The organism is Streptomyces sp. NPDC059247 (genome assembly GCF_042754005.1).
Taxonomy (GTDB): domain Bacteria; phylum Actinomycetota; class Actinomycetes; order Streptomycetales; family Streptomycetaceae; genus Streptomyces.
This window is the reverse complement of record NZ_JBHYZW010000025.1, coordinates 54,192-78,437: the sequence shown is the minus strand read 5'-3', so window position 1 is coordinate 78,437 and position 24,246 is coordinate 54,192. Positions and strand designations below refer to the sequence as shown.

Below are 24,246 nucleotides of genomic sequence, written 5' to 3'. Positions count from 1 at the left end.
GTCTGTGCCCCTTCGGCCCTAGCGGCGGATGCCGGTCGCGAACGGCAAGGTGTTCACAAAGGCCCGGTGGTGCTCGCGGTCGCACCACTCCAGCTTCAGGTAGGACTTGCCGGCGGAGGCTCTGATCGTGCGCTTGTCCCGGGCCAGGGCCTCGGGGGAGCGCGACGACACCGTGATGTACCCGACCAGGTTCACTCCGGCGGCGCCACTGGCGAGGTCCTCGCCCCGCTGGTCGAGCCTGCCGTGGGCGGCGATGTCGCGCGGGTCGACCGTGCGGTTCATCTTGGCGGCGCGGCTGGCGTCGGCCTCGTCGTTGGTCTTCTCGGTGAGCATCCGCTCGATGGCGACCTCGGTGGGCTCCAGGTCCATGGTGACGGCGACCGTGCGGATCACGTCCGGGGTGTGGACGAGCAGCGGGGCGAGGAAGTTGACGCCGACGGGGGTCATCGGCCACTCCTTCACCCAGGCGGTGGCGTGGCACCAGGGGGCGCGGGTGGAGGACTCGCGGGTCTTGGCCTGGAGGTACGTCGGTTCCATCGCGTCCAGCTCGGCGGGCCAGGCGTTGCGCTTGGTCATGGCCTGGATGTGGTCGATGGGGTGGTCGGGGTCGTACATGGAGTGCACGAGGGAGGCGAGGCGGGACTGGCCGAGGGGCTGGCGGACGCGGATGTCGGCCTCGGCGAGGCGGGCGCAGATGTCGGTGAGTTCGCGGGCCATGACGACGGCGAGTCCGGCGTCCCGGTCGAGCCTGCGGGCGCCGGAGGCGTGCCGGGCGGCGCGGGCCATGGCGTTGCCCTCGGCGGCGAGTTCGCGGGTGTAGTGCATACAGGCGACGAGGTAGGCGCGGTGCTGCTCGCTGGAGGTGGAGACCATCGACTGGAGCTGGTCGTAGGACTCCTGGAGCCAGCCGGGGGCGTGCGGGTCGCCGCGCTGGCCGACGTCCTTCGCGTGCGCGTCGGGGTCGGCGGGCAGGGTGCGGGCCAGCATCTGGATGCGGGTCACGAAGCCGTCGCCGTTGGCGACGTGCTTGAGGAGGGTGCCGAAGCGGTCGACGAGGGCTTCCTGGTCCTCGCTGTCGCGGAGGCCGACGCCGGGGCCCTCGATCTCGATGGCGGCGGTGACGGTGCGCCGGTCGGCGTGGAGGAGCACGGCGATCTCGTCGGGGCCGAAGGGGGCGGCGAGCCAGCCGATGCCGCCGATGCCGGGCGGCGGGCCGACCTCGACCTCGCGGCCGTCGAGCCGGGTGCCCGCCTCGACGGTGACGGAGCGGTAGGCCGTGCCGCGCTTCAGCATCCGCTTGTAGCTGCGGTTGATCTCGAACCACTTGTAGAACGTGCGGTGCTTGTACGGGAGGTACACGGCGGCGATGGCGATCATGGGCAGACCGGCGAGGAGGGCGATCCGCAGGGGGAGGACGGGGACGAGGAGTCCGCTCATCATGCCGAGGAAGGCGCCGACGATGATCAGGGCGATCTCGCCGGTCTCGCGGTTCTTGCCGACGATCGCGTTCGGCCGGGCGCGGCCCACGAGATACGTGCGGCGGGGCGTGACCGGTGGGGACTGGGTCGTCAACGCCCTGCACCTCCAGAGTTCTTGCGGTTGCTGTGCGGGGTGCCCGCGGTGGGGTTGCCGCTACGGGGCGGGGGCGGGGGGGTCGCGGCGCCTCGGCTGCTGTGGGCGGCCATGCCGCCGGACACGGGGTTGGCCGCGCGGGCGGGCTGGGCGCCCTGGCCGCCGCCGTCGCCGCGGCTGCTGTGGGTCTTGATGCCCTGGGAGACGAGGGAGGCGGGGGAGGAGATGACGGCCGCCGCGGTGTTCTCGCCCGCGCGGTGCAGGCGGTTGTTGCGGGAGGCGGCGATCTCGTCGCCGAAGCCGGGGACGAAGCGGTAGATCATCGCGGAGGCGAAGATGGCGAGGAGGATGATCGCGAGGCCGGAGACGACGGCGGAGAAGGAGTCGGGTCCGGTGCCGGAGGAGAGGGCGCCGGCCAGGCCGAGGACGATCACGATGATCGGCTTCACCAGGATGACGGCGATCATGATGCCCGCCCAGCGGCGGACGTGGCCCCACATGTTCTTGTCGACGAGCCCGGAGTAGACGACGACGCCGAGGAGGGCGCCGACGTACAGCAGGACGGCGCGGAGGAACAGTTCCAGGTACAGGACGCCCGCGGCCAGGACGGTCACCAGGGAGACGATGATCAGCATGATGGGGCCGCCACCGATGCTGTCGCCCTTCTGGAGGGCCTCCTTGAAGCTGCCGAAGAAGATGTCGGTCTGCTGGCCGGTGCCGGAGGCGATGACCTCGGTGACGGCGTCGGTGGCGTTGACCACGGTGTAGAGGATCAGCGGGGTGAACGCGGAGGCCAGGACCGTCAGCCAGAGGAACCCGATGGCCTCGGAGAGGGCGGTGGCCAGGGGCACGCCGCGGATGGCGCGCTTGGCGACGGCGAGCAGCCAGAGGAGAAGGGTGAGGAAGGTGGCGGCGGCGAAGACGATGGCGTAGCGGCCGAGGAACTGGGTGTTGGTGAAGTCGACGTCGGCGGTCTCCTTCACGGCTTTGGAGAGGTAGTCGATGGTGGCGACGGCGGCGTCGGCGCAGCCGCGCGCGAGCGAGGACAGGGGGTCGAGGGCCGCCGTGGGCTCGGTGGGCGGTGCACCGCCGCCGGACTGGCCGCGCTCGCACAGTTCCCTGGCCTGTCCCACGATGAGGGCGCAGCGGCTGTCGCCGCTGGGGGTGGGTGTGGGGCCCGAGGGGGTCGGGGTGGGGGCCGCCTGGGCGTACGTGGAGAGGGTGAGGGGGACGGCGAGGAACGCGGCGGTCAGCGTGGCCGTCGCGCGGCCCGCGAGGCTGCGGCTAGCGGGCATAGGTGAAGCCTCCGTACTGCTCGACGGCCTCGGCGATCTCGTCGGCGACGGACGCCCGGTTGTCCCCGTTGACCGGGGTGGGGCCCTCGGTCTGGCTGGACGAGCTGATGCGCCAGTCGCCGCCGACCCAGGTGAGCTTCTGCGTGAGCGTGAACCAGGTGGAGGTGACGGGCTTGGTGGAGCCGGTGCCCGCGAGGCCGACGAGGCCGGTGCACCAGACGTCGACCGTGGCGGTGGTGGCGGTGTGGTCGCGGACCTTGGCGCCGACCGGGACGGTGCGGGAGACGAAGGTCAGGCCGCTGGGCGCGAGGCCGTTCGCGTCGAGTCCGATGCTGGTGAGGAAGTCGGCGGTGTAGGAGGCGTCGAGCCGCTTCAGCAGGGCGTCGGTGACGGCGGGGTCGTGGGTGGCGCGGACGATGTCGGTGCGGGGGCCCCGCTGGAACATGTCGACCGAGCCCAGTGCCACCGCGTAGTTCGTGGCCGCGCTCTGGGCGCCCTGGGTGTCCTGGGGGTGGCCGGTCGGGATCTGGCCGTTCTCGCCGGTGACGGGGCGGACGCCGGTGGCCGTGGTGGGGGCGGCGCGGCCGGGGCGGTCGGAGCCGGGGCCCGCGGTGGCGGCCGGTTCGCCGCCGCCGCGGTTGGCGAAGGCGATGGCGGCCACGAGGAGGACCACCACGCCGACGACCGTGAGGAGGGAGCGGGAGCCGCGCGCGGGGCGGCGGGCGGTGCCGTGGAAGTCGCCGCCGTTGCCCTCGGGCAGGCGGGTCCGGGTCTGGCCCGAGCCGCCCACGCCGCCGAAGCTGTCGTGCTCGTCACCGGGACTCATGCCGGGAACGCCCCCTCACTGGTTCGCGGTACGGGCAGTGCTGCAACGTGACTGGACATCAGGGAACGCAATCTCAGGGGGACGGGTCCGACGGGGAGTCAGACGGCCATCCCGTACACGATGGTGAACAGCGTTCCCAGGGAGCCGATGATGAAGACTCCGGTCAGTCCGGCCACGATGAGGCCCTTGCCCTGTTCCGCGCTGAACGTGTCGCGCAGCGCGGTCGCGCCGATGCGCTGCTTGGCCGCTCCCCAGATGGCGATGCCGAGGCAGAGCAGGATGGCCACGGCCATCACGACCTCGATCATGATCTTGGCCTCGTTGCCCAGGCTCCCGAAAGGGCCCCAGTTGGGGGCGATTCCACCGATGATGGTGGTGATGTCGCCCTTCTCAGCCGCCAGGTACATGTAACTCACCGCCCGTGTGGGGTAGTTGTTTCACCCCTGCCGGACGGCATGGGTCATCGCCCTATCTTCGCTGATGAAACCGCTCGCGTGTGACGGCTTGACGGCTCTCTTTACCCGATCCCCGCACATGTGACCGGCTCGACCGCCTTGACCTGCGGTGGTGTGTCCGGTTTCCATGCAAAGAAGCGTATGGTCACTCTGTGTATCACGGAGGGTGACTCCGGGCAATGATTGTCGTTGTTGCACTCTTGGGGCGGCGCCGGGGCCGGGACGATCGGGGCTCGCGCAAACGGCCCGCCGGAGCGTCTCGCGGCCTAGACTGGGCCCCGGGGCGTACTGGCATGGGCCGAGGGGTGGTTGACGGTGCGTAGGGCCGGAAAGGCGTGGGCGGTGGCCGGCGGGGCCGTCGGGATCTGTCTCGGCTTCCTCGCGCTGCTCGTCATCGGTACGTATTCGGCGGCGGCCGGGATCGCGGGCGCCCCGGGGGGCGCGAACGGCGCGGTGGCCCTGGCCAAGGGTTCGGTGCCCGCGCTCTACCAGGGGCTCGTCCAGCGCTGGGGGAACCTCTGCCCCGCCATCAACCCGGCGCTGCTCGCCGCTCAGCTGTACCAGGAGAGCGGCTGGAACCCGAAGGCGGTCTCGTCGGCCGACGCCCGGGGCATCGCCCAGTTCATCCCCAGCACCTGGGCCGGGCACGGGCTGGACGGGGACGGGGACGGCGACCGGGACATCTGGGACCCGAAGGACGCGATCCCGTCGGCCGCCTCGTACGACTGCGAACTCGCGGGGTACGTCAAGGACGTTCCCGGCGACCCGACGAGCAACATGCTGGCCGCGTACAACGCGGGCGCGTACCGGGTGATCCGGCACGGCGGCGTCCCGCCGATCAGCGAGACCCAGAACTACGTGCGGATCATCCAGTCCCTGGAGAAGAGCTTCGCCCGGCCGGTGGGCCGGGTGGACCCGTCCCGGCAGGCGGCGGGCGCCATCGCGTGGGCGCAGGGCAAGCTCGGCACCCCGTATCTGTGGGGCGGTACGGGAACGGCCGCGCAGAACGGCCGGTTCGACTGCTCGGGGCTCACCCAGGCCGCGTTCGACAGCGTCGGCATCCAGCTGCCGCGCGTGGCCAACGACCAGTACAACGCGGGACCGCACCCCACGCGGGAGGAACTGCTGCCGGGGGACCTGGTCTTCTTCTCCGACGACCTGACCAATTCCCGGGCCATCCGGCACGTCGGCATCTACGTCGGCGGCGGGTACATGATCGACGCGCCGCGCACCGGGGCGGTGATCCGGTTCGACCGGATCGACACCCCCGACTACTTCGGCGCGACCCGGGTCACCAAGGAGGGGGCGGCGGCGCTGCCGACCCATCTCCCGGGGGCCTGAACGGAGGAGACGGGGCGTCGGACCGCGTCCCGAGATGGCCGGAACTCTCCGTCATGCGCTGGCCCTGAGCTGCGGTGGACCGTCACTCTTCGGTAACGTCGTCATGATCCACCGGAGAGAGCGGAACGCGCGCCTCAGGCGACTCGTTCCCTGATCCGACCGCTCTGACCACGGGGGTGGGACGGCACACACGAGAGCAAGGGGTCCGCGGCAGATGGCTGTACGCGCATCGGACGGTTCGAACCCCGATGTCGGGCTGCTCTACGACATCAACGGGCTGACCAAGGCGGCCCCGCCGTGGTCCGACCGGGTCATGGCGTTCGTCGGCGAGTACGGCATCCTGCTCGCGCTGGTGCTCGTGGTGCTGTGGTGCTGGTGGAGCGTCCGCGGACGAGGGACCCCCGCCGACTCCGTCTCCGCCGCCGCCGGGCTCGTCTGGGCCCCGCTGGCCGCCGGGATCGCCCTCCTGGTCAACATCCCCATCCGCGACTTCGTCGAACGCCCCCGCCCCTTCGAGGACCACGAGGGCCTGGAGGTCCTCGTCGCGGGCAAGACGGACTTCTCCTTCGTCAGCGACCACGCCACCCTGGCCATGGCCCTCGCCGTCGGAGTCTTCGTCGCCCACCGGGGGTTCGGTCTCGCCGCCATCGGTCTCGCCCTCGCCGAGGGCTTCACCCGCGTCTACCTGGGCGTCCACTACCCGACCGACGTCATCGGCGGCCTCGCCCTCGGCACGGCGGTCGCGCTGCTCCTCGCCCCGCCCGCCCTCGCGCTGCTGACCCCGCTGCTCTCCGCCGTCGCCCGCTCGCGGCGCTGCGCCCGGCTGGTCCGCTCCCGCCGGGCCCCCGGACTCCGGTGCGCCGGGACCGTCGGCATCCCCGAACCGCGCCTGGGCGGCACGGGCGCCGGACCGGGGCGCAACGACCTCGCCGCCTAGGGGCCTTCGGAGCCGGTCGCGCGGAGGTGTTCCGTCGCGTCGGTGCGGGCGCGGTCGCGGGACCTCCTCGCCGGGCCCGTCCAGCCGCAGCTGCACCGGGCCAGCGCGAACGAGCCGCGCTCCGTCGTCGTGATGGTGTGGGGGGAGGCCTGCGCGTACACCCCACCACCGTACTGCGCGTGACGGCACGCCCGGACCGTCGTTAGGGGTTCGGGTGCCCCCGGACCCGCGGGCCCGGGCACCGGCGAGCGGCGGCGCGGTTCTTGGGGGTCGACGGACGATGGTGACGCGGAGCGACGGACGGCCGCAGGGCCGGGGGAGCGGGGCGTTCGCCGTCACCGCCGTGCTGGTCGGGTCCCTCGTGGGGACTGGGGCGGTCGCCGGGTGCGCGGCACCCGGGGACCCGAAGCCGAAGGCCGATCCGGCGCGGGCCGTGCGGGACGCGGCCGAGGTGCTCGCCCGCGCCGGTTCCGCGAAGACCAGCACCTCGATGGAGATGGCGTCGGGCGGCACCCGGGTCACCATCCGGGGCGAGGGCGGCTACGACTTCCGGCGCCGCACCGGCAGGCTCCAGGTGGTGCTGCCGAAGGACCCGGCGGGGAAGAACGAGCACCGGCCGATCACCGAACTGCTCACCCCCGGCGCCCTCTACATGAAGAACCGGGGGGCCGGGGTGCCCGCCGACAAGTGGGTCCGGGTCGACACCACCGCCCTCGCCGACGGGAACCTGGTCACCGGTGGGGCCACCGACCCGGCCGCCGCCGCCGAGCTGCTGCGGGGCGTCCGGGAGGTCGCGTACCTCGGCGAGGTCGAACTGGCGGGGGTGCGGGTCAGCCACTACCGGGGGGTCACGGACATCGGCCGCGCCGCCGCGCACGCCTCCCCGTACCTGCGGGGCGCGCTCGCCGCCGCGGCGAAGGGGTTCACCGTGGACACCGTGCCCTTCGACGCGTACCTCGACGCGGAGGGGCTGCTGCGGAAGGTCCGGCACCGGTTCAGCTTCAGCAATCAGGGACGTACGGTCGCGGTCGCCTCGACGACCCTGCTGTACGGCTTCGGGGTTCCCGTCGAGGTGACGCTGCCGGACCACCGGGACCTCTACGACGGGAAGATCGAGTCCTGACCCGCGCGGGCGCCGCCGGGGCCATCGGCAAATGGTCCGGACGTGTCATGCGCGGTGCGTGGCCCCGTCCCTACGCTGGGAGACCGCAGGGAGACGACGCCGGCAGGAAGAGGTGGATGCGCGTGGCCCCGCCCGGTACAGCAACCGTGCCCGCAGACCCGGACTGCGTCGCCCTCGCCGAGATCGAACTGTGCGGCGAGCTGATCATCGCGGCTTCCGCGGCGGACGGGGAGCGGCTCAGCGCCGCCCGGATCGACGAGATCCTGCGGGTGGCCGCGGAACGGGCGGGGGAGGACCGCTGAGAGTGCGGTCCCGCCCCCGCCGCCGGGTGTGCGCGGCTCAGGTGCGCAGCATCCGGGCGATGGCCTTGGTGGCCTCCTCGACCTTGGCGTCGATGCCTTCGCCGCCCTTGGTCGACGCGTCCGCGACGCAGTGCCTCAGGTGCTCCTGGAGGAGCTGGAGGGCGAAGGACTGGAGGGCCTTCGTGGAGGCGGAGACCTGCGTGAGTATGTCGATGCAGTAGACGTCCTCGTCGACCATCCGCTGGAGGCCGCGGATCTGGCCCTCGATGCGGCGGAGCCGCTTGAGGTGCTCGTCCTTCTGGTTGTGGTAGCCGTGCACGCCGTGCGCGTGGTCGGCGGGCTCGACGGCCCCGACGGCCCCGACGGCCTCGGGGGTCACCTGGTCCGCCTCGGTGGTCGTCATCGCGTCCTCCCGTTGTCCATTAAGGGTGTGTATACCCCTCGTGGGTATATGGTACCGATCCCCGCCGATCCGGGCGGGGGCCCGTGCAGTTCACTGTGCCTGATGGGCGACACTGAGAGACGCCGGTTAGCCGTGGCCGGATGATGCGCCTAGCATCAGCCTGACCGAAACCCAGCACACCTGAGGACCTCACGTGCGATTTCGTCTGACCCCCAGGGAGACGAGTTTCTACGACATGTTCGCCGCGTCCGCGGACAACATCGTCACTGGCTCGAAACTCCTGATGGAACTGCTCGGTGCGGAGCCTTCCGCCCGAGCCGAGATCGCGGAGCGGATGCGGGCAGCGGAGCACGCCGGCGACGACGCGACCCATGCCATCTTCCACCAGCTGAACTCCTCGTTCATCACGCCCTTCGACCGTGAGGACATCTACTCCCTCGCGTCCTGCCTCGACGACATCATGGACTTCATGGAAGAGGCCGTCGACCTGGTCGTCCTCTACAACATCGAAGAGCTCCCCAAGGGTGTCGAGCAGCAGATCGAGGTGCTGGCGCGGGCGGCCGAGCTGACCGCCGAGGCGATGCCGAACCTGCGGACGATGGCCAACCTCACCGAGTACTGGATCGAGGTCAACCGGCTGGAGAACCAGGCGGACCAGATCCACCGCAAGCTGCTCGCCCAGCTCTTCAACGGCAAGTACGACGCCATCGAGGTGCTGAAGCTGAAGCAGGTCGTGGACGTCCTGGAAGAGGCGGCCGACGCCTTCGAGCACGTGGCCAACACGGTGGAGACCATCGCGGTCAAGGAGTCCTGAGCTTCGTGGACACCTTCGCTCTGATCGTGACCATCGGTGTCGCGCTCGGTTTCACGTATACGAACGGCTTCCACGACTCCGCGAACGCCATCGCCACCTCGGTGTCGACGCGGGCGCTGACCCCCCGGGCCGCCCTCGCGATGGCGGCCGTGATGAACCTCGCCGGTGCCTTCATGGGCAGCGGGGTCGCCAAGACGGTCAGCGAGGGCCTGATCGAGACCCCGCACGGCGACAAGGGGATGGGCATCCTCTTCGCCGCGCTGGTCGGCGCGATCATCTGGAACCTGGTCACCTGGTACTTCGGTCTGCCGTCCTCCTCCTCGCACGCCCTCTTCGGCGGCATGGTGGGCGCGGCGCTCGCCGGTGGCACGGAGGTCATCTGGGGCGGGGTGCTCGACAAGGTCGTCATCCCGATGTTCATCTCGCCGGTCGTCGGTCTCGTGGCCGGTTACCTGGTGATGTGCGCGATCATGTGGATGTTCCGCAACGCCAACCCGCACAAGGCGAAGCGCGGCTTCCGGATCGCGCAGACGGTGTCGGCGGCGGGCATGGCCCTGGGCCACGGTCTGCAGGACGCCCAGAAGACGATGGGCATCGTGGTGATGGCCCTGGTCATCGCCGATGTGCAGTCCTCGGGTGACGACATCCCGGTCTGGGTGAAGATCGCCTGTGCCGTGATGCTGTCGCTGGGCACGTACGCGGGCGGCTGGCGGATCATGCGGACGCTCGGCCGGAAGATCATCGAGCTGGACCCGCCGCAGGGTTTCGCGGCGGAGACCACGGGCGCCTCGATCATGTTCGGCTCGGCGTTCCTGTTCCACGCGCCGATCTCGACGACGCACGTCATCACCTCCGCGATCATGGGCGTGGGTGCCACCAAGCGGGTGAACGCCGTGCGGTGGGGCGTCGCCAAGAACATCATCCTCGGCTGGTTCATCACGATGCCCGCGGCGGCTCTGGTGGCGGCGGGGAGCTTCTACGTGGTGCAGCTGTTCTTCGGCTGAGAATCGACGTCGGTCGTTCCCCGGTCGGCGGGTGGTTCCGCGGACGGACGCAGTAGGGCCCGGCTCCCCTCGGGGGAGCCGGGCCCTTCGTCATGCGGTGGCACCGCCATGCAGCACCGCAGACGGTCTCTATCCGAAGCGGCCGGAGATGTAGTCCTCGGTCGCCTGGACGCTCGGGTTGGAGAAGATGCGCTCGGTGTCGTCCAGCTCGATCAGCTTGCCGGGCTGGCCGACGGCCGCCAGGTTGAAGAAGGCCGTACGGTCCGAGACGCGGGCGGCCTGCTGCATGTTGTGCGTCACGATGACGATCGTGAAGCGCTCCTTCAGCTCGCCGATGAGGTCCTCGATCGCCAGGGTCGAGATCGGGTCGAGGGCCGAGCAGGGCTCGTCCATCAGCAGGACGTCGGGCTCGACCGCGATCGCGCGGGCGATGCAGAGACGCTGCTGCTGACCGCCGGAGAGGCCGGAGCCGGGCTTGTTGAGGCGGTCCTTGACCTCGTTCCAGAGGTTGGCGCCCTTGAGGGACTTCTCGACGATGTCGCTGAGCTCGGACTTCTTGTACTTGCCGTTCAGCCGCAGGCCCGCCGCCACGTTGTCGAAGATCGACATGGTGGGGAAGGGGTTGGGGCGCTGGAAGACCATGCCGACCGTGCGGCGCACGGCCACCGGGTCGACGTTCGCGCCGTACAGGTTCTCGTCGTCCAGCAGCACCTTGCCCTCGACGCGGCCACCGGGGGTGACCTCGTGCATCCGGTTCAGGGTGCGCAGGAAGGTGGACTTTCCGCAGCCGGAGGGGCCGATGAAGGCCGTCACGGAGCGGGGCTCGACGGTCATGGAGATGTCGTCGATCGCCTTGTGGGCGCCGTAGTAGGCGGAGAGGCCGCTGACGTCGATTCGCTTGGCCATATCAATTCACTTCCAGAGGTGGACGCTGGTCAGCGGCCGGTCTTGGGGGCCTTCCAGCGGGCGATGCCGCGGGCCACCATGTTGAGGATCATGACGAAGGCGATCAGGACGAGCGCGGCGGCCCAGGCGCGGGACACGGCGGCGTCGGTGCCGACGGCGTACTGCTCGTACACGTAGAGCGGCAGGGAGGACTGGGCGCCTTCGAAGGGGTTCGGGTTGATCAGCTTCGTACCGAACACCAGGAGCAGGACCGGGGCCGTCTCGCCGGTGATGCGGGCGACCGCGAGCATGACGCCCGTGGTGATGCCGCCGATCGCGGTGGGCAGGACCACCTTCAGGATGGTGCGCCACTTGGGGATGCCGAGGGCGAGGGAGGCCTCGCGGAGCTCGTTCGGGACGAGCTTGAGCATCTCCTCGGTGGAGCGGACCACGACCGGCATCATCAGGATGGCGAGGGCCATCGCGCCCGCGAAACCGGAGGGGCCGAAGCCCAGCATCAGGTTCCAGGTGGCGAGGACGAAGAGACCGGCGACGATCGACGGGATGCCCGTCATGACGTCGACGAAGAAGGTGACGGCCTGGGCGAGCTTCCCGCCGCCGTACTCGACGAGGTAGACGGCGGTGAGGAGGCCGAGCGGCGCGGCGATCACGGTCGCGATGAGGACCTGCTCGATGGTGCCGAGCAGCGCGTGGTAGACGCCGCCGCCCGCCTCGGCGTCGAGGACGCCGTTCATCGAGTGGGTCAGGAAGTAGCCGTCGAGGACGACGATGCCCTTGCTGACCGTGACCCAGGCGAGGGAGAGCAGCGGGACGACGGCGAGGACGAAGCAGACCCAGACGAGGCTGGTGGCGACGCGGTCCTTGGCCTGGCGGCTGCCCTCCACCTTGGTGGTGAGCGCGAAGGTGACGACGACGAAGAGCAGGGCGGCGATCATGCCCCACTGGATCCGGCTGTGCCAGCCGGCGACGAGGCCGAGGCCGATCGCCGCGGCGATCGAGCCGCCCGCGACGGCGGCCGGGGTCCAGCGGGGGAGCCGGGCCTGGGAGAGGGATCCGGCGGCCGGGACCGCGGTGACCGGGCGTTCCTGTATGGCGTGGCTCATGCCGCTGCCCCCGAGTACTCCTTGCGGCGGCCGATGATCCAGCGGGCGGCGCCGTTGACCAGCAGGGTGATGGCGAAGAGGACGAGACCGGAGGCGATCAGCGCGTCCCGGCCGAACTCGTTGGCCTCGTTGAACTTGGCGGCGATGTTCTGCGCGAAGGTGCCGCCGCCCGGGTCGAGCAGGTGGCCCGAGATGACGAAGCTGGGGGAGAGGACCACGGCGACGGCCATGGTCTCGCCGAGCGCGCGGCCGAGGCCCAGCATCGAGGCGGAGATGATGCCGGAGCGGCCGAAGGGCAGCACCGCCATGCGGATGACCTCCCAGCGCGTGGCGCCGAGGGCGAGGGCGGCTTCCTCGTGCGTCTTCGGGGCCTGGAGGAAGACCTCGCGGGTGACGTTGGTGATGATCGGCAGGATCATGATCGCCAGCAGGATGCCCACGGTGAAGAGGTTGCGGGCGAGGCCGTCCTGGGCCTTGTCGAAGATGTACGTCCAGCCGAAGTACTGGTCGAGCCACTTGTTGAGGCCGTCCAGGTACGGGACGAGGAAGATCGCGCCCCAGAGTCCGTAGATGATGCTGGGGACGGCGGCGAGCAGGTCCACCACGTACGCGAGCGGCTTGGCCAGCTTGCGCGGGGCGTAGTGGGAGATGAAGAGGGCGATCCCTATCGCGACCGGCACGGCGATGGCCATCGCGATGACCGAGGAGACGACGGTGCCGAAGGCGAGGACGGCGATGCCGAAGACCGGCGGGCTGCCCGCCGGGTTCCACTCGAAGGTGGTGAAGAAGTTTCCGCTGTCCTTCGAGACGGCGAGGACGGCGCGGTAGCTGAGGAAGACCGCGATCGCGGCCATGATGACGAGGAGGGTGATGCCGGACCCCCGGGAGAGACCGCGGAAGACGCGGTCACCGGGGCGGGTGGCGCTCTTGGCGCTCCGGCTCCTCTGTATGTCTGGTGTGGTGGTAGCCATCTGCTTCTCCGGTCTGCGGTGCCCCTACGGACGTACGGGCTCCTGGCGGCGGTGCACCGGATGCCGGGTCCGGCCCCGGGTGGGGGGCCGGACCCGGCCGGGGGTCAGGACAGGGTGGGGACGATCGCGCGGACCTTGGCGGCGATCTCGGCCGGGAGCGGGGCGTAGCCGGCGTCGGTGAGGACCTTCTGGCCCTCGTCGCTCGCGGTGTAGTTGAGGAAGGCCTTCAGGGTCGGCAGGGTGTCCGCCTTGTTGCCCTTGTCGCAGGCGATCTCGTAGGTGACGAGGACGATCGGGTAGGCGCCTTCGGCCTTCGTCGTGTAGTCGACGGAGAGGACGATGCCGTTGCCGCTGCCCTTGATCTTGGCGGCGGCGAGGGCCTTGGAGGCGTTCTCCGAGGTGGCGGCGACGGGGGCGGCGGCACCGGTGTCGATGCTGACCGTGGAGATCTTGTTCGCGGTGGCGTAGGAGAGCTCGAAGTAGCCGATGGAGCCCTCGGCCTCCTTGACGGCGGTGGCGACACCGGAGTTGCCGTTGGCCGCCTGGCCGCCCTGGGCGGGCCACGCCTTCGACTTCGGGTCGTGCTTCCAGTCGGCCGCGGCGGTGCTCGAGAGGTACTTGCCCAGGTTCTGGGTGGTGCCCGACTCGTCCGAGCGGTGGAAGGCCTGGATCGCGCTGTCGGGGAGCTTGGCGCCCGGGTTCAGCTTGGTGATCGCCGGGTCGTTCCACTTGGTGATCTTGTTGTCGAAGATCTTGGCGATGGTGGAGGCGTCCAGGACCAGGTTGTCCACGCCGTCCAGCTTGTAGCCGATGGCGATGGGGCCGCCGACCATGGGCAGGTTGATGCCCTTGCCGCCCTTGCAGATCTTCTGGGACTCGGCGACCTCTTCGTCCTTCAGGGCGGAGTCGGAGCCGGCGAAGGCGACCTGGCCCTGGTTGAACTTGGTGATGCCGCCGCCGGAGCCGATGCCCTGGTAGTTGATCTCGACACCGTCGCACGCGGCCTGGAAGTTCTTGACCCACAGGTCCATCGCGTTCTTCTGCGCGCTGGAGCCGGCGGCCAGGAGCTGGCCCTTGGCGCCCTCACAGGCGACGTTCGACGCGGCGGCGGAGGTCTTGGTGCCGCTCTCCTTGGCCGGAGTCTCCGTGTTGTTGTCCGAGCCACACGCCGAGAGGACGAGCGCACCGGAGACGACGAGGGCACCGATCGCGGAGGCGCGAAGCCCGTTCTTGCGCGAAAGCTTCACTTTCGGGTGTTCCTTCCAGAAGCCGCCTTGTCGCGGACCGTGTGTCCCGACCGTTCTACGGCGGCGTGTGTCGGTTGGTGGTGCATCGCTGTGCTCCGTGCACCGTGTAAGGCCGAAATTAGGCAGATCAGGTGAAGCGGTCGACGGAGGAGAGTGAACGGAAAGTGAACCGTGCCGGAAGCCCGGGTGCGGGTGCGCCGGATCGGCGTCCGTACGGGTGAAGGGGGGAGGTCGGGGCGGTGTCGCGGGGGTGTGCGCGGCGGGGGTGGCGCGGGGGGCCGGTGGAGCGGTGGGCGTACGGAGGACGGGGTGAGGGGTCGCGGGGTACGGCGTACGGAGGCCGGTGTGTGGCGCGCGGAGTGGGCGTACGGGGCACGGCGTGCGGCGGGCGGAGGCCGGTGTGCGGGTCGCCGGGGTCTCGTACGGGACGGCCGCGCGCGGGGCCGGATGCCGGGGCGGGCCGTGCGCGGGGCCGTCCGGCCGGGTTCCGCCGTCTCACCCGGGTTCCGCCGTCTCAGCCCGCGGAACCCGGCAGGGCGTCCAGGAGCTCCCGGTCCCGGTCCCGGGTGAGCAGGGCGCGGGCGCGGGCGGGCGGCAGCCAGCGCAGGGCGTCGACCTCGTCGCTCGGGGCGAACGTCCCGCCGAGCGCGCGGGCCGTCCAGTAGTCGACCTCCTTGGGGCGCCCGTCCACCGCGTACCGGACCGTGGGCAGCCGGGTGCCGAGCGCGCAGCGCTGGCCGGTCTCCTCCAGGACCTCCCGCAGCGCGCAGGACTCGGCGGACTCGGCGCGCTTCCGCTTGCCCTTCGGGTGCGACCAGTCGTCGTACTTCGGCCGGTGCACCAGGGCCACCTCGATGCCGTGGCCGGAAAGCGCCGGGCGCCAGAGGACGCACCCGGCGGCCCGGACGGTGTCCCGGCGCCGTTCCGTCGTCATGGGACGGCCGCCGTCGTCCGCCGCCAGGCGTGCTGGAAGGCGAAGCGGGCCGCCTCGACCTCGTGGCGCTGGTCGGCGTGGAGGACGCCCAGGGCGTACGCGGTGGCCGGGGCGATCCGGGGGGTGCGGGCCGCCGCGGAGGCCGCCGCGGCGGCTTCGGCGGCGTCGCGGTGCCGGTCCAGGGCGCGGGCGGCCTCGTACAGGACGGAGCCGGGTCCGCCGCCGGTGTGCAGGGCCTCGGTGGCGTACCGGTGCAGCCGCAGCAGCAGCCGGGTGTGGTGCCAGGGCGCGTCCTGGCCCTCCCCGGCGGCGAGCGCGAGGGCGTCCGCGTTGTACGGGTGGCCCGCGCGGGTCAGCGGCAGCGCGGCCACCGCGTCGGCCAGGCGCCGCTCGGCCAGTTCGGCGGGCCCGTCCAGGACGTCGACGGCCGGGGCGGAACCCGCGGGGCCCAGGGGCACTTCGGAGGCGAGCAGCGCGACCGCGTCGGCGAGGGCGTGGAAGCGGGCCGAGCCCAGCGCCTGGAGGGCCGCCGAGTGGGCGCGGGTCCTGGCCAGGGTGAGCTGCCGTTCCAGGAGGGCTCCGGCGCGGGCCGCGCCCACGGTGAGCCCGGTGGAGTCGCCGCCCCGGGCGGCCGGGACGGCGGCGGCGGGGCCGCCGCCGTGGGTTCCGGGCGCGGTCGTGCCGGGGGTCGCGGGCCCGCCGCCCGTACCGTTCGAGAGGCGGGACAGCGCGTCCACCAGCCGGACGAGGCGGCAGGTGCAGGCCTGCTCCACGGCGAGGGTGCCGGAGAGCCAGACCAGCTCGGTCCGCAGCCGGTCCGCCCATTCCGGGTCGAGGAGCGGCCGGAAGGTGTGGAGGGTGCCGCCGATCCGGCGGGCGGCGCCGCGCAGGGTGCGGGCCGCCTCCTCCGCCCCGGCCGTGGCGGAGCCGCTCTCGCCGTGGAGCCGGAGGCCGCGGAGGAAGTCCGCGGCCCGTGCGTGCAGGTAGGGGGCGAGGACCTCGCCCGCCGTGATGTTCCGCGCAGGGTCAGGGTTGTGCACGCCGGCGCCTCCGCGCGTCGATGAGCATCTCCTGGACGTGCCGCAGGGGGCGCCCTTCGGGGTCGGTCGCGTGCCGCGTCCAGTTGCCGTCGGGGCCGAGGTGCCAGGAGGAGGTGGTGTCGGACATCCCGGTCTCCAGGAGCCGGGTGAGTGCCGCCCGGTGCGCCGGGTCCGAGACCCGTACGAGGGCCTCGATGCGGCGGTCCAGGTTGCGGTGCATCATGTCGGCGCTGCCGAACCACACCTCGGGTTCGCCGCCGTTGCCGAAGGCGAAGACGCGGGAGTGTTCCAGGAAGCGGCCGAGGACCGAGCGGACCCGGATGTTCTCCGAGAGGCCGGTGACCCCGGGGCGCACGGCGCAGATGCCGCGTACCCAGATGTCCACGGGGACCCCGGCCCGGGAGGCCTGGTAGCAGGCGTCGATGATCGCTTCGTCGACCATCGAGTTGACCTTGATCCGTACGTACGCGGGGCGGCCCGCCCGGTGGTGGGCGATCTCCTTGGTGATCCGGGAGACCAGCCCGTCCCGCAGCGACTTCGGGGCGGTGAGCAGCCGCCGGTAGGTCTCGCGGCGGGAGTAGCCGGAGAGCCGGTTGAACAGGTCGGACAGGTCCGCGCCGACCTGCGGGTCGGCGGTCAGCAGGCCCAGGTCCTCGTAGAGGCGGGCGGTCTTCGGGTGGTAGTTGCCGGTGCCGACGTGCGAGTAGCGGCGGAGCAGTTCGCCCTCCTGCCGGACGACGAGCGACAGCTTGCAGTGGGTCTTCAGGCCGACGAGGCCGTACACGACGTGGCAGCCCGCCTCTTCCAGCTTCCGCGCCCACTTGATGTTGGCCTGCTCGTCGAAGCGGGCCTTGATCTCGACGAGGACGAGGACCTGCTTGCCGGACTCGGCGGCGTCGATGAGGGCGTCCACTATCGGTGAGTCGCCGGAGGTGCGGTAGAGCGTCTGCTTGATCGCGAGGACGTCCGGGTCGCCGGCGGCCTGTTCGAGGAAGGCCTGCACGGAGGTGGAGAACGAGTCGTACGGGTGGTGCAGGAGGACGTCCCGTTCGCGCAGCGCGGCGAAGATGTCCGGCGCGGACGCGGATTCGACCTCGGCGAGGTCGCGGTGGGTGCCCGCGACGAACGTGGGGTACCTCAGCTCCGGCCGGTCCTGTCCGGCGATGCCGAAGAGCCCGGTGAGGTCCAGCGGGCCGGGCAGCGGGTAGACCTCGGCGGCGGAGATCTTCAGTTCGCGGACGAGCAGGTCCAGCACGTAGGGGTCGATGGACTCCTCGACCTCCAGGCGCACCGGCGGGCCGAAGCGGCGCCGCATCAGCTCCTTCTCCAGGGCCTGGAGCAGGTTCTCGGCGTCGTCCTCCTCGACCTCCAGGTCCTCGTTCCTGGTGACCCGGAACATGTGGTGCGCCAGCACCTCCATGCCGGGGAACAGCTCCTCCAGGTGCGCGGCTATGACGTCCTCCAGGGGGACGTACCGCTGGGGGGAGGCCTCCAGGAAGCGGGAGAGCAGCGGCGGCACCTTCACCCGGGCGAAGTGGCGGTGGCCGCTCACCGGGTTGCGGACGACGACGGCCAGGTTGAGGGAGAGGCCGGAGATGTACGGGAAGGGGTGCGCCGGGTCCACCGCGAGCGGGGTGAGGACGGGGAAGATCCGCTGCCGGAACAGGGTGAAGAGGCGGGCCTGCTCCTTCTCGGTGAGTTCGGGCCAGCGGATGAGGTGGATGCCCTCGTCGGCCAGGGCGGGGGCGACGTCCTGCTGGAAGCAGGCGGCGTGCCGGGCCATGAGCTCGCGCGAGCGGGTCCAGATCTGGTCGAGGACCTCGCGGGGCTGGAGTCCGGAGGCGGAGCGGGTGGCGACGCCGGTGGCGATGCGGCGCTTGAGCCCGGCGACGCGGACCATGAAGAACTCGTCGAGGTTCGAGGCGAAGATCGCGAGGAAGTTCGCCCGTTCGAGGAGGGGTGTCGTGGGGTCCTCGGCGAGTTCGAGGACGCGTTCGTTGAACGCGAGCCAACTGCGTTCCCGGTCGAGGAAGCGTCCCTGCGGCAGCTCGTCGCCGAGTGCGCCGTCGTCCTCGTAGGTGTCGGGGTCGGCGTCCAGGTCGGGGTCGGTTCCGGTGACGACGGAGCCGTTCACCGACTGGGGGCGGTGCGCGGTGGCGGACCCCAGGGACGGCGCGGCGGTCGAGGGGGCGGACGACGTGGCGGAGGAGGGGACCGGGACCTCGGCGGGCTGCTGGCTCATGGCCCCATTCTTCCGCGCGAAGGGGTGGCCGGGCGCGTCGGAGCGGGCCGTGGGGGCGGGGAGCCGCCCCTTGGGGAGGACCGCCCTGCCGGGCGGGGACACGGAGCGCTTCATTGCGTGAGCGTCGCAAGCGCGTCTGAATGGCCGGTAACGACGACATGTCGTACGGGAATCGGGGGCGGGACCGTGCGCGGGCCCGGGGGACCGGGGCTCGGGGCCCGCTCAGGGGCGCGGGGTGCGCCTTGGAGGGGGCGGGGACCCTTGCGGGGGCCGGTGTCCCCTACGGGGCGGGAGCCCTTACGGGGCCGGTTGCCCCTGCGGGTCCGGTGCACCCGTAAGGGCCGGGTGACCCTTACGGGTGATGGCCCCGTAGGGGGCCCAGGGCTCCCCGGGGCCCCGCCTAGGGGTGCCGGGCCCGCAGCACCCGGAAGGCGGCGAGCAGGGCGAGGGCGGCGAGGGCGAGGAGGACGGCGGTCTCGACGAGCTGGAGGGGCCAGAAGTGGGAGCCGGGGTGGTGGTCGACGAAGTCGGCGACTCCGCCCCGCCCGATCATGCAGTCCCGGGCGGTTCCCGTCCCGCTCCGGCAGTACTCCCAGCCGACCCGCTCCCCGGACTCGGTGATCATGCCGTCGGCCACGATCCAGGAGTCGGACACCCGCAGGGACAGCTCACGGCCGGTGAGGGTCTGCGGGGGCCACAGTCCGGGGCGCAGCAGGTACAGGGTCCCGAGGACCGTGGTGGTGGCCACGACGGCGAGTGCCATCGCCGCCACGGTCCGCCGCACGAGGAGGCCGACGAGGGTGCCCAGGGCGACGCCCATCAGGGCGTTCGCCACCGGGACGGTACCGAAGGAGGCGTAGATGGTCGGTTCGTACCAGTACGTGGGGAAGTCGTTGCCGGGGCCCGTCGACCACGACCAGTGGAACACGAGGCCGAGCAGCGGGACGCAGGTGACGACGAGGGCGAGCGGCACGGCCAGTTTGGACACCAGCCAGCGGGTGGGGCTGACGGACTGGGTCCACGCCAGCTTGTACGTCCCCGACTCCAGCTCGCGGGCGATCATCGGGCCCGCGAGGAAGGCGCCGGTGAGCACCGGGACGAGGAGCATCCCCAGACCGGCCCGCTCGACCATCTTCCGGGCGGACCACTGGTCGTCGGTGTAGTCGCGGGCGTGCTGGAAGCAGGAGCGGTCCAGGCTGTCGACGGTGCAGCCCGCCGCGCGGAGCGCCTCCACGGCGGCGTCGGACCACAGTCGCGAGGTGATCAGCAGGGCCACTCCGAGGGCGGTGAGCGCCAGGGCGCACCACAGCGACCGACGGTGCTGGCGGACCGTCACCCAGTAGGGGCCCCTCAGGGCGAGGGCGCTCACGCGGCGGCTCCCTCGGGGAGGCGCCCGGCGCGCAGATGGGCCAGGAGGAGTTCTTCGAGGGAGGGTTCCGATGCCCGCCAGGGGCCTTCGACGGGGCCTTCGCGGCGGACCAGGGCGGTGAGCTGACGGCCCGTGGTGCGGGAGTCCACGACGGTGTGCGGGGCGAGGTCGCCGACCGGTCCGGTGAGCAGCGCGTGTCCGGCGATCAGTTCGTCGACGGGGCCCTGGAGGCGGATGCGGCCGTGCTGTACGAGCAGCAGGTGGTCGCAGGCGCCCTCCAGCTCGGTGAGGACGTGGGAGGAGACGACGACGGTCGTGCCGCGTTCGGCGGCGTCGGCCATGAGCGTGCCCATGAGTTCGTGCCGGGCGAGCGGGTCGAGATCGGCCATCGGCTCGTCCAGGAGGAGCAGTTCGGGCCGCTTGCCGAGGGCGAGCGCGAGGGCGAGCCGACTGCGCTGGCCCCCGGAGAGGGAGCTGACGCGGGCCTTCGGGGCCAGTGGGCCGCCCGCGACGACCTTCTCGGCGACGGCCGGGTCCCAGTGGTCCGGATTGAGCTCGCGGCCCAGTCGCAGGGTCTCGGCGACGGTGAGCGCGCCGTACAGGGGCTTGTCCTGGGCCACGTAGCCGACGCGGTCCCCGGCGGGCGTCTCGATCCGGCCCTCGGTGGGGCGCAGCAGGCGGGCGGCCAGGCTCAGCAGGGTCGACTTCCCGGCCCCGTTGGGGCCGACGACCCCGACGACCGCCCCCGCGGACAGCGTGAAGGTGCAGTCTTTCAGTGCCCAGCTCCTGCCGGACCGCCGGTAGCGCAGGCCGAGGCCCTCCGCCGTGATGACCGGGTCGGTCATGAGTCCCCCTCGAAGTGTTCCTTCAGTACGGATGTGAAGAGCGCCGCCACGTCCTCGCGGTCCAGGCCCGCTTCCTTGGCGCGGAGGGCCCAGGTGGTGAGTTCGCCGCTGAGGGGCGAGTCGGCGGGGCCGGTGCCGAGGGCGCGGCGGACGAAGGTGCCGAGGCCCCGACGGGCCTCGACGAGGCCTTCGCGTTCGAGTTCGCGGTAGGCCTTGAGGACCGTGTTGGGGTTGATGGCCGTCGCTTCGACGACCTCGCGTGCGGTGGGCAGTCGGTCGCCGGGCTCCAGGAGGCCCATCCGGAGGGCCTGTTTCGTCTGCTGGACGATCTGGAGGTAGGTGGCGACGCCGCTGCGCCGGTCGATGCGGTACTCGACCACGTCCTTCCACCACCCTTTCACTAGTCAAGTAGTGAAAGCATGATCCGAAGAAGGGGGCGGTGTCAACCGCCCCCTCCGGGAAAGGACTTGGCGCCTACGACTCCGTGCGGTACATCAGGTCCACCTCATGGGTGGTGAAGCCGAGCCGCTCGTACACCGTCACCGCCGCCGTGTTGTCGGCGTCCACGTACAGCATCGCCGTCGGCAGGCCCCGGGCCGCCAGGTGCCGCAGACCCGTCGCGGTGAGCGCCTTGCCGAGGCCGCCGCCCTGCGCCTCGGGCAGCACGCCGACCACGTACACCTCGCCGAGCTGCTCCTCGGCGTGCGTCTTCGTCCAGTGGAAGCCGACGAGGCGCCCGTCCTTCTCGGCGAGGAAGAAGCCCTCCGGGTCGAACCACGGCTCGGCGATCCGGTCGTCCAGGTCCCGCTGGGTGAGCGAGCCCTGCTCCGGGTGGTGGGCGAAGGCGACGGCGTTGACGGCCAGCCAGGCGGTGTCGTCCCGTCCCGGTACGAAGGTGCGGACGGTGACGCCCTCGGGCAGCTTCGGCTCGGGGACGTCCAGCGGGACCAGGGGCCGCCGGAGCTGGCGCAGTTCGCGGAAGAGCGTCAGCCCGAGGACCTGCGCGAGGTGCCGGGCGGCCGGCTTGCCGCCGTGCGCCCAGACCCGCAGCCGCTTGCCCGAGGCGTCCAGGAGGGCGGAGCCGAGGGCCCGCCCGTGGCCCCGCCCCCGGCGCTCCGGGTGGACGACGAGTTCGGCGGCGGGCGCCTCGATCGGGTCGGTCTCCTCCAGCTGGGCGTAGCCGTAGAGCTTCCCGCCGACGGTGAGGAGGAAGTGGCGGACGCCCTCGCGGTGGCCGCCCCGGAGGTAGAGCCGCCCCTGTTCGGAGACGGCGTGCACGCCGTCGGCGCCGTCGGCGGCCCCCAGCAGGTCCTGTACGGCCTGGATCTGCTCGGGCGTGAGCTTGTCGTGCGTCTGGATCTGTCGTCCCGGTTCGAGGGCCGGCGCCGCGTCGGAAGTCATGGGCCCGAGCCTACGGCGACCCGCCGCCGCCCCGGGGAAAGCCGACGGCAACTGTCTTGTAACCCGCCACCCCCTGTTGCGCTACGCGCGTTGACCCTAGGCTTCAGCCGCAGACGGGGGGATACGTCAATACCGCGAAAACAGGGCCAAGGGGACGAGTGGGAGCGATGTCAGGAACATCGAGGGACCAGCGCAAGAAGAAGACCGGACGGCGGTTTCTCGCCGCCGGGGCGGGACTCGTGACGGTCGGCGCGCTCGTCGCCGCGATGCCGTCCGCCGGAGCGGGCTCCGACCCGTACGCCGCGGGACACGGCAACGGCAAGGGCTGGGGCCGGATGGTCGACGTCCAGCTGCTGTCCTTCAACGACCTCCACGGCAATCTGGAGCCGCCGGCCGGTTCGTCCGGCCAGGTCACCCGGACCAAGGAGGACGGGACCACCGAGAAGATCGACGCGGGCGGTGTCGAGTACCTGGCCACGCACCTGCGCGAGGCGCGCCAGGGGAATCGTTACTCCGTGACGGCGGCGGCCGGTGACCTCATCGGCGGTTCGCCCCTGCTCTCCGGTCTCTTCCACGACGAGCCGACCATCGGGGCCCTGAACAAGCTGGACCTGGACGTCACCTCGGTCGGCAACCACGAGTTCGACGAGGGCGCGGTCGAGCTGGCCCGGATGCAGAACGGCGGCTGTCACCCGACCGCCGGCTGTTTCGTCAAGGGCAAGAAGTTCAAGGGCGCCGACTTCCCCTACCTCGCCGCGAACGTGACGAAGGAGAAGACGGGCAAGCCGCTGCTCGACCCGTACTTCATCTGGGAGAAGAACGGCGTCCGGATCGGCTTCATCGGCGTGACCCTGGAGGGCACCCCGAACATCGTCACCGCCGAGGGCGTCAAGGGCCTCAAGTTCGGCGACGAGGTCGAGACGATCAACAAGTACACCAAGATCCTGGAGCGCAAGGGCGTCAAGTCCATCGTCGCCCTGGTCCACGAGGGCGGGGCCCCGGCCTCCGCCTCGTACAACTACAACTGCGACAGCCCCGGTCCGGGCGACGGCATCTCCGGTCCGATCACCGAGATCGCCAAGAACGTCTCGCCGCAGGTCGACGCGCTCGTCACGGGCCACACGCACCAGGCGTACGTGTGCACCGTCCCCGACCCGGCGGGCAAGCCGCGCCTGGTCACCTCGGCGTCCTCGTTCGGCAAGCTCTACACCGACACCACGCTGACGTACGACCGCGCCACCAAGGACATCGTGCGCACGGCCGTCGCCTCGGCCAACCACGTCGTCTCGCGCGACGTGCCGAAGGCCACGGACCTGACCCGGCTGATCACCGACTGGCAGGCGCTGGCCGCCCCGGTCGCCAACCGCCCGCAGGGCTACATCGCCGCCGACATCAACGGCCGCGGCTCCACGGCGTACGAGAAGCCGCTCGGCGACCTGATCGCCGACGCGCAGCTGGAGGGCCTGGCCCCGGCGGACAAGGGCGGGGCGCAGATAGCCCTGATGAACCCGGGAGGCATCCGCGCGGACCTGGTCCACAAGGCGTCCGGCGCCGAGGGCGACGGTGTCGTGACCTACGGCGAGTCCTTCACCGTGCAGCCCTTCACCAACATGATGAACGTGGTGGACCTGACCGGCGCGAACCTGCTCACCGCGCTGAAGCAGCAGGTCAGCGGCTCGAACCTGAACTCGGTCAAGATCCTTCAGATCTCGAAGGGCCTCACCTACACGCTCGACATGACGAAGACGGGCGCGGACCGCGTCGTCGACGGCACGGTCAGGCTGAACGGCGAGGCGATCGACCCGTCGAAGACCTACCGCGTCGCGATGAACGAGTTCCTCGCGGGCGGCGGCGACGGCTTCGGGGCCCTGGCCACCGGCACCAACAAGCTGGTCGGCGCCTCCGACCTGGACGTCTTCAACGCCTACCTGGCGACGAAGTCCTCCGCGGCCAACCCGCTGCCGGTCCCGGCGGCGGACCGGATCACGGTCGTGAAGTAGCCCCCACGGGCCTCGGGAACACCTGAACGGAAGGGGGCGGCGGACCGTTTCGACGGCCCGCCGCCCCTTTTTCCGTACGCCCTTTTCCGTACGTCCCTTTTCGTACGCCCCGATCT

The 24,246-nt window shown here is 71.4% G+C and carries 24 protein-coding genes; 7 read left to right on the top strand and 17 right to left on the bottom strand.

Annotation, left to right across the window (positions count from 1 at the left end):
• Nucleotides 1–18: 18 nt before the first annotated feature.
• The 4 genes from ACFXGN_RS29380 to ACFXGN_RS29365 form a co-directional block, all read right to left on the bottom strand.
• The gene (locus ACFXGN_RS29380; RefSeq protein ID WP_384864921.1) at nucleotides 19–1,572 is read right to left on the bottom strand and encodes an SCO6880 family protein; all 1,554 of its coding nucleotides are present in this window, start codon (nucleotides 1,570–1,572) and stop codon (nucleotides 19–21) included.
• Nucleotides 1,569–2,867, bottom strand: coding sequence for a hypothetical protein (locus ACFXGN_RS29375; RefSeq protein ID WP_384864920.1), 1,299 nt, complete (start codon nucleotides 2,865–2,867; stop codon nucleotides 1,569–1,571). The genes ACFXGN_RS29380 and ACFXGN_RS29375 overlap by 4 nt, the downstream gene beginning before the upstream one ends.
• Nucleotides 2,857–3,693, bottom strand: coding sequence for a hypothetical protein (locus ACFXGN_RS29370; protein WP_384864919.1), 837 nt, complete (start codon nucleotides 3,691–3,693; stop codon nucleotides 2,857–2,859). The genes ACFXGN_RS29375 and ACFXGN_RS29370 overlap by 11 nt, the downstream gene beginning before the upstream one ends.
• A 98-nt stretch (nucleotides 3,694–3,791) precedes the next feature.
• Nucleotides 3,792–4,100, bottom strand: a complete 309-nt coding sequence (locus ACFXGN_RS29365; protein WP_030221046.1) for a hypothetical protein — start codon at nucleotides 4,098–4,100, stop codon at nucleotides 3,792–3,794.
• 363 nt (nucleotides 4,101–4,463) lie between these two features.
• Here ACFXGN_RS29365 and ACFXGN_RS29360 point away from each other — a divergent pair, with 363 nt between their 5' ends.
• Nucleotides 4,464–5,489 (top strand): NlpC/P60 family protein, encoded by a 1,026-nt coding sequence (locus ACFXGN_RS29360; protein ID WP_384864917.1) that lies wholly within the window; start codon nucleotides 4,464–4,466, stop codon nucleotides 5,487–5,489.
• A gap of 214 nt (nucleotides 5,490–5,703) precedes the next feature.
• On the top strand, nucleotides 5,704–6,426 hold the full coding sequence (locus ACFXGN_RS29355) for a phosphatase PAP2 family protein (protein ID WP_384864916.1): 723 nt from the start codon (nucleotides 5,704–5,706) through the stop codon (nucleotides 6,424–6,426).
• On the opposite strand, the gene ACFXGN_RS29350 is transcribed toward ACFXGN_RS29355, so the two are convergent.
• Nucleotides 6,423–6,587, bottom strand: a complete 165-nt coding sequence (locus ACFXGN_RS29350; protein WP_384864914.1) for a hypothetical protein — start codon at nucleotides 6,585–6,587, stop codon at nucleotides 6,423–6,425. The two genes, ACFXGN_RS29355 and ACFXGN_RS29350, sit on opposite strands and share 4 nt — an antisense overlap.
• A 119-nt stretch (nucleotides 6,588–6,706) precedes the next feature.
• Between ACFXGN_RS29350 and ACFXGN_RS29345 the strand changes: the two genes are divergently transcribed.
• On the top strand, nucleotides 6,707–7,549 hold the full coding sequence (locus ACFXGN_RS29345; protein WP_384864912.1) for a hypothetical protein: 843 nt from the start codon (nucleotides 6,707–6,709) through the stop codon (nucleotides 7,547–7,549).
• Between the two features lie 116 nt (nucleotides 7,550–7,665).
• A complete protein-coding gene (locus ACFXGN_RS29340) occupies nucleotides 7,666–7,851 on the top strand; it encodes a hypothetical protein (protein WP_351793913.1) in 186 nt (61 codons plus the stop codon).
• A gap of 37 nt (nucleotides 7,852–7,888) precedes the next feature.
• Here the strand turns inward: ACFXGN_RS29340 and ACFXGN_RS29335 are convergent, their stop codons facing one another.
• On the bottom strand, nucleotides 7,889–8,254 hold the full coding sequence (locus ACFXGN_RS29335) for a metal-sensitive transcriptional regulator (protein ID WP_384864911.1): 366 nt from the start codon (nucleotides 8,252–8,254) through the stop codon (nucleotides 7,889–7,891).
• A gap of 193 nt (nucleotides 8,255–8,447) precedes the next feature.
• On the opposite strand from ACFXGN_RS29335, the gene ACFXGN_RS29330 reads away from it, so the two are divergent.
• Nucleotides 8,448–9,068: a DUF47 family protein gene (locus tag ACFXGN_RS29330; protein WP_366445252.1), complete on the top strand. Its 621-nt coding sequence runs from the start codon at nucleotides 8,448–8,450 to the stop codon at nucleotides 9,066–9,068.
• 5 nt (nucleotides 9,069–9,073) lie between these two features.
• Nucleotides 9,074–10,072 (top strand): inorganic phosphate transporter, encoded by a 999-nt coding sequence (locus ACFXGN_RS29325; RefSeq protein WP_351793920.1) that lies wholly within the window; start codon nucleotides 9,074–9,076, stop codon nucleotides 10,070–10,072.
• A 129-nt stretch (nucleotides 10,073–10,201) separates the two neighbouring features.
• Here ACFXGN_RS29325 and pstB read toward each other — a convergent pair whose 3' ends face one another.
• The 11 genes from pstB to mshD form a co-directional block, all read right to left on the bottom strand.
• Nucleotides 10,202–10,978, bottom strand: a complete 777-nt coding sequence (gene pstB / locus ACFXGN_RS29320) for a phosphate ABC transporter ATP-binding protein PstB (RefSeq protein WP_366445251.1) — start codon at nucleotides 10,976–10,978, stop codon at nucleotides 10,202–10,204.
• Between the two features lie 29 nt (nucleotides 10,979–11,007).
• The gene (gene pstA, locus ACFXGN_RS29315) at nucleotides 11,008–12,081 is read right to left on the bottom strand and encodes a phosphate ABC transporter permease PstA (protein WP_384864909.1); all 1,074 of its coding nucleotides are present in this window, start codon (nucleotides 12,079–12,081) and stop codon (nucleotides 11,008–11,010) included.
• The gene (pstC, locus tag ACFXGN_RS29310) at nucleotides 12,078–13,052 is read right to left on the bottom strand and encodes a phosphate ABC transporter permease subunit PstC (protein WP_384864907.1); all 975 of its coding nucleotides are present in this window, start codon (nucleotides 13,050–13,052) and stop codon (nucleotides 12,078–12,080) included. Before pstC ends, pstA begins: the two co-directional genes overlap by 4 nt.
• Nucleotides 13,053–13,156: 104 nt before the next feature.
• Entirely contained in the window at nucleotides 13,157–14,299 is a 1,143-nt protein-coding gene (pstS, locus tag ACFXGN_RS29305; RefSeq protein ID WP_384864905.1) for a phosphate ABC transporter substrate-binding protein PstS, read from the bottom strand.
• Nucleotides 14,300–14,813: 514 nt separating this feature from the next.
• Nucleotides 14,814–15,233 carry an NUDIX hydrolase gene (locus ACFXGN_RS29300; RefSeq protein ID WP_384864903.1) on the bottom strand — a complete coding sequence of 140 codons (420 nt, stop codon included), beginning with the start codon at nucleotides 15,231–15,233 and terminating at the stop codon, nucleotides 14,814–14,816.
• Nucleotides 15,230–16,273 carry a CHAD domain-containing protein gene (locus ACFXGN_RS29295; RefSeq protein ID WP_384864902.1) on the bottom strand — a complete coding sequence of 348 codons (1,044 nt, stop codon included), beginning with the start codon at nucleotides 16,271–16,273 and terminating at the stop codon, nucleotides 15,230–15,232. The genes ACFXGN_RS29300 and ACFXGN_RS29295 overlap by 4 nt, the downstream gene beginning before the upstream one ends.
• On the bottom strand, nucleotides 16,260–18,515 hold the full coding sequence (locus ACFXGN_RS29290) for an RNA degradosome polyphosphate kinase (protein ID WP_384864900.1): 2,256 nt from the start codon (nucleotides 18,513–18,515) through the stop codon (nucleotides 16,260–16,262). Before ACFXGN_RS29290 ends, ACFXGN_RS29295 begins: the two co-directional genes overlap by 14 nt.
• Before the next feature lie 400 nt (nucleotides 18,516–18,915).
• On the bottom strand, nucleotides 18,916–19,884 hold the full coding sequence (locus ACFXGN_RS29285; protein ID WP_384864898.1) for an ABC transporter permease subunit: 969 nt from the start codon (nucleotides 19,882–19,884) through the stop codon (nucleotides 18,916–18,918).
• Nucleotides 19,881–20,729, bottom strand: coding sequence for an ABC transporter ATP-binding protein (locus tag ACFXGN_RS29280; protein ID WP_384864896.1), 849 nt, complete (start codon nucleotides 20,727–20,729; stop codon nucleotides 19,881–19,883). Before ACFXGN_RS29280 ends, ACFXGN_RS29285 begins: the two co-directional genes overlap by 4 nt.
• Nucleotides 20,726–21,109: a GntR family transcriptional regulator gene (locus tag ACFXGN_RS29275; protein ID WP_384864894.1), complete on the bottom strand. Its 384-nt coding sequence runs from the start codon at nucleotides 21,107–21,109 to the stop codon at nucleotides 20,726–20,728. The genes ACFXGN_RS29280 and ACFXGN_RS29275 overlap by 4 nt, the downstream gene beginning before the upstream one ends.
• Before the next feature lie 94 nt (nucleotides 21,110–21,203).
• Nucleotides 21,204–22,130 (bottom strand): mycothiol synthase, encoded by a 927-nt coding sequence (gene mshD, locus ACFXGN_RS29270; RefSeq protein WP_384864892.1) that lies wholly within the window; start codon nucleotides 22,128–22,130, stop codon nucleotides 21,204–21,206.
• 167 nt (nucleotides 22,131–22,297) lie between these two features.
• On the opposite strand from mshD, the gene ACFXGN_RS29265 reads away from it, so the two are divergent.
• A complete protein-coding gene (locus ACFXGN_RS29265) occupies nucleotides 22,298–24,130 on the top strand; it encodes a bifunctional metallophosphatase/5'-nucleotidase (protein WP_384864890.1) in 1,833 nt (610 codons plus the stop codon).
• Nucleotides 24,131–24,246 lie beyond the last annotated feature (116 nt).

What these genes read in the sequence shown, in the direction of transcription:
- ACFXGN_RS29375 (WP_384864920.1), bottom strand. Translation starts at nt 2,867, where the DNA reads ATGCCCGCTAGCCGCAGCCTCGCGGGCCGCGCGACGGCCACGCTGACC.
- ACFXGN_RS29370 (WP_384864919.1), bottom strand. Translation starts at nt 3,693, where the DNA reads ATGAGTCCCGGTGACGAGCACGACAGCTTCGGCGGCGTGGGCGGCTCG.
- ACFXGN_RS29365 (WP_030221046.1), bottom strand. Translation starts at nt 4,100, where the DNA reads ATGTACCTGGCGGCTGAGAAGGGCGACATCACCACCATCATCGGTGGA.
- ACFXGN_RS29355 (WP_384864916.1), top strand. Translation starts at nt 5,704, where the DNA reads ATGGCTGTACGCGCATCGGACGGTTCGAACCCCGATGTCGGGCTGCTC.
- ACFXGN_RS29345 (WP_384864912.1), top strand. Translation starts at nt 6,707, where the DNA reads ATGGTGACGCGGAGCGACGGACGGCCGCAGGGCCGGGGGAGCGGGGCG.
- ACFXGN_RS29340 (WP_351793913.1), top strand. Translation starts at nt 7,666, where the DNA reads ATGCGCGTGGCCCCGCCCGGTACAGCAACCGTGCCCGCAGACCCGGAC.
- ACFXGN_RS29335 (WP_384864911.1), bottom strand. Translation starts at nt 8,254, where the DNA reads ATGACGACCACCGAGGCGGACCAGGTGACCCCCGAGGCCGTCGGGGCC.
- pstB (WP_366445251.1), bottom strand. Translation starts at nt 10,978, where the DNA reads ATGGCCAAGCGAATCGACGTCAGCGGCCTCTCCGCCTACTACGGCGCC.
- pstA (WP_384864909.1), bottom strand. Translation starts at nt 12,081, where the DNA reads ATGAGCCACGCCATACAGGAACGCCCGGTCACCGCGGTCCCGGCCGCC.
- pstC (WP_384864907.1), bottom strand. Translation starts at nt 13,052, where the DNA reads ATGGCTACCACCACACCAGACATACAGAGGAGCCGGAGCGCCAAGAGC.
- ACFXGN_RS29300 (WP_384864903.1), bottom strand. Translation starts at nt 15,233, where the DNA reads ATGACGACGGAACGGCGCCGGGACACCGTCCGGGCCGCCGGGTGCGTC.
- ACFXGN_RS29290 (WP_384864900.1), bottom strand. Translation starts at nt 18,515, where the DNA reads ATGAGCCAGCAGCCCGCCGAGGTCCCGGTCCCCTCCTCCGCCACGTCG.
- ACFXGN_RS29280 (WP_384864896.1), bottom strand. Translation starts at nt 20,729, where the DNA reads ATGACCGACCCGGTCATCACGGCGGAGGGCCTCGGCCTGCGCTACCGG.
- mshD (WP_384864892.1), bottom strand. Translation starts at nt 22,130, where the DNA reads ATGACTTCCGACGCGGCGCCGGCCCTCGAACCGGGACGACAGATCCAG.
- ACFXGN_RS29265 (WP_384864890.1), top strand. Translation starts at nt 22,298, where the DNA reads ATGTCAGGAACATCGAGGGACCAGCGCAAGAAGAAGACCGGACGGCGG.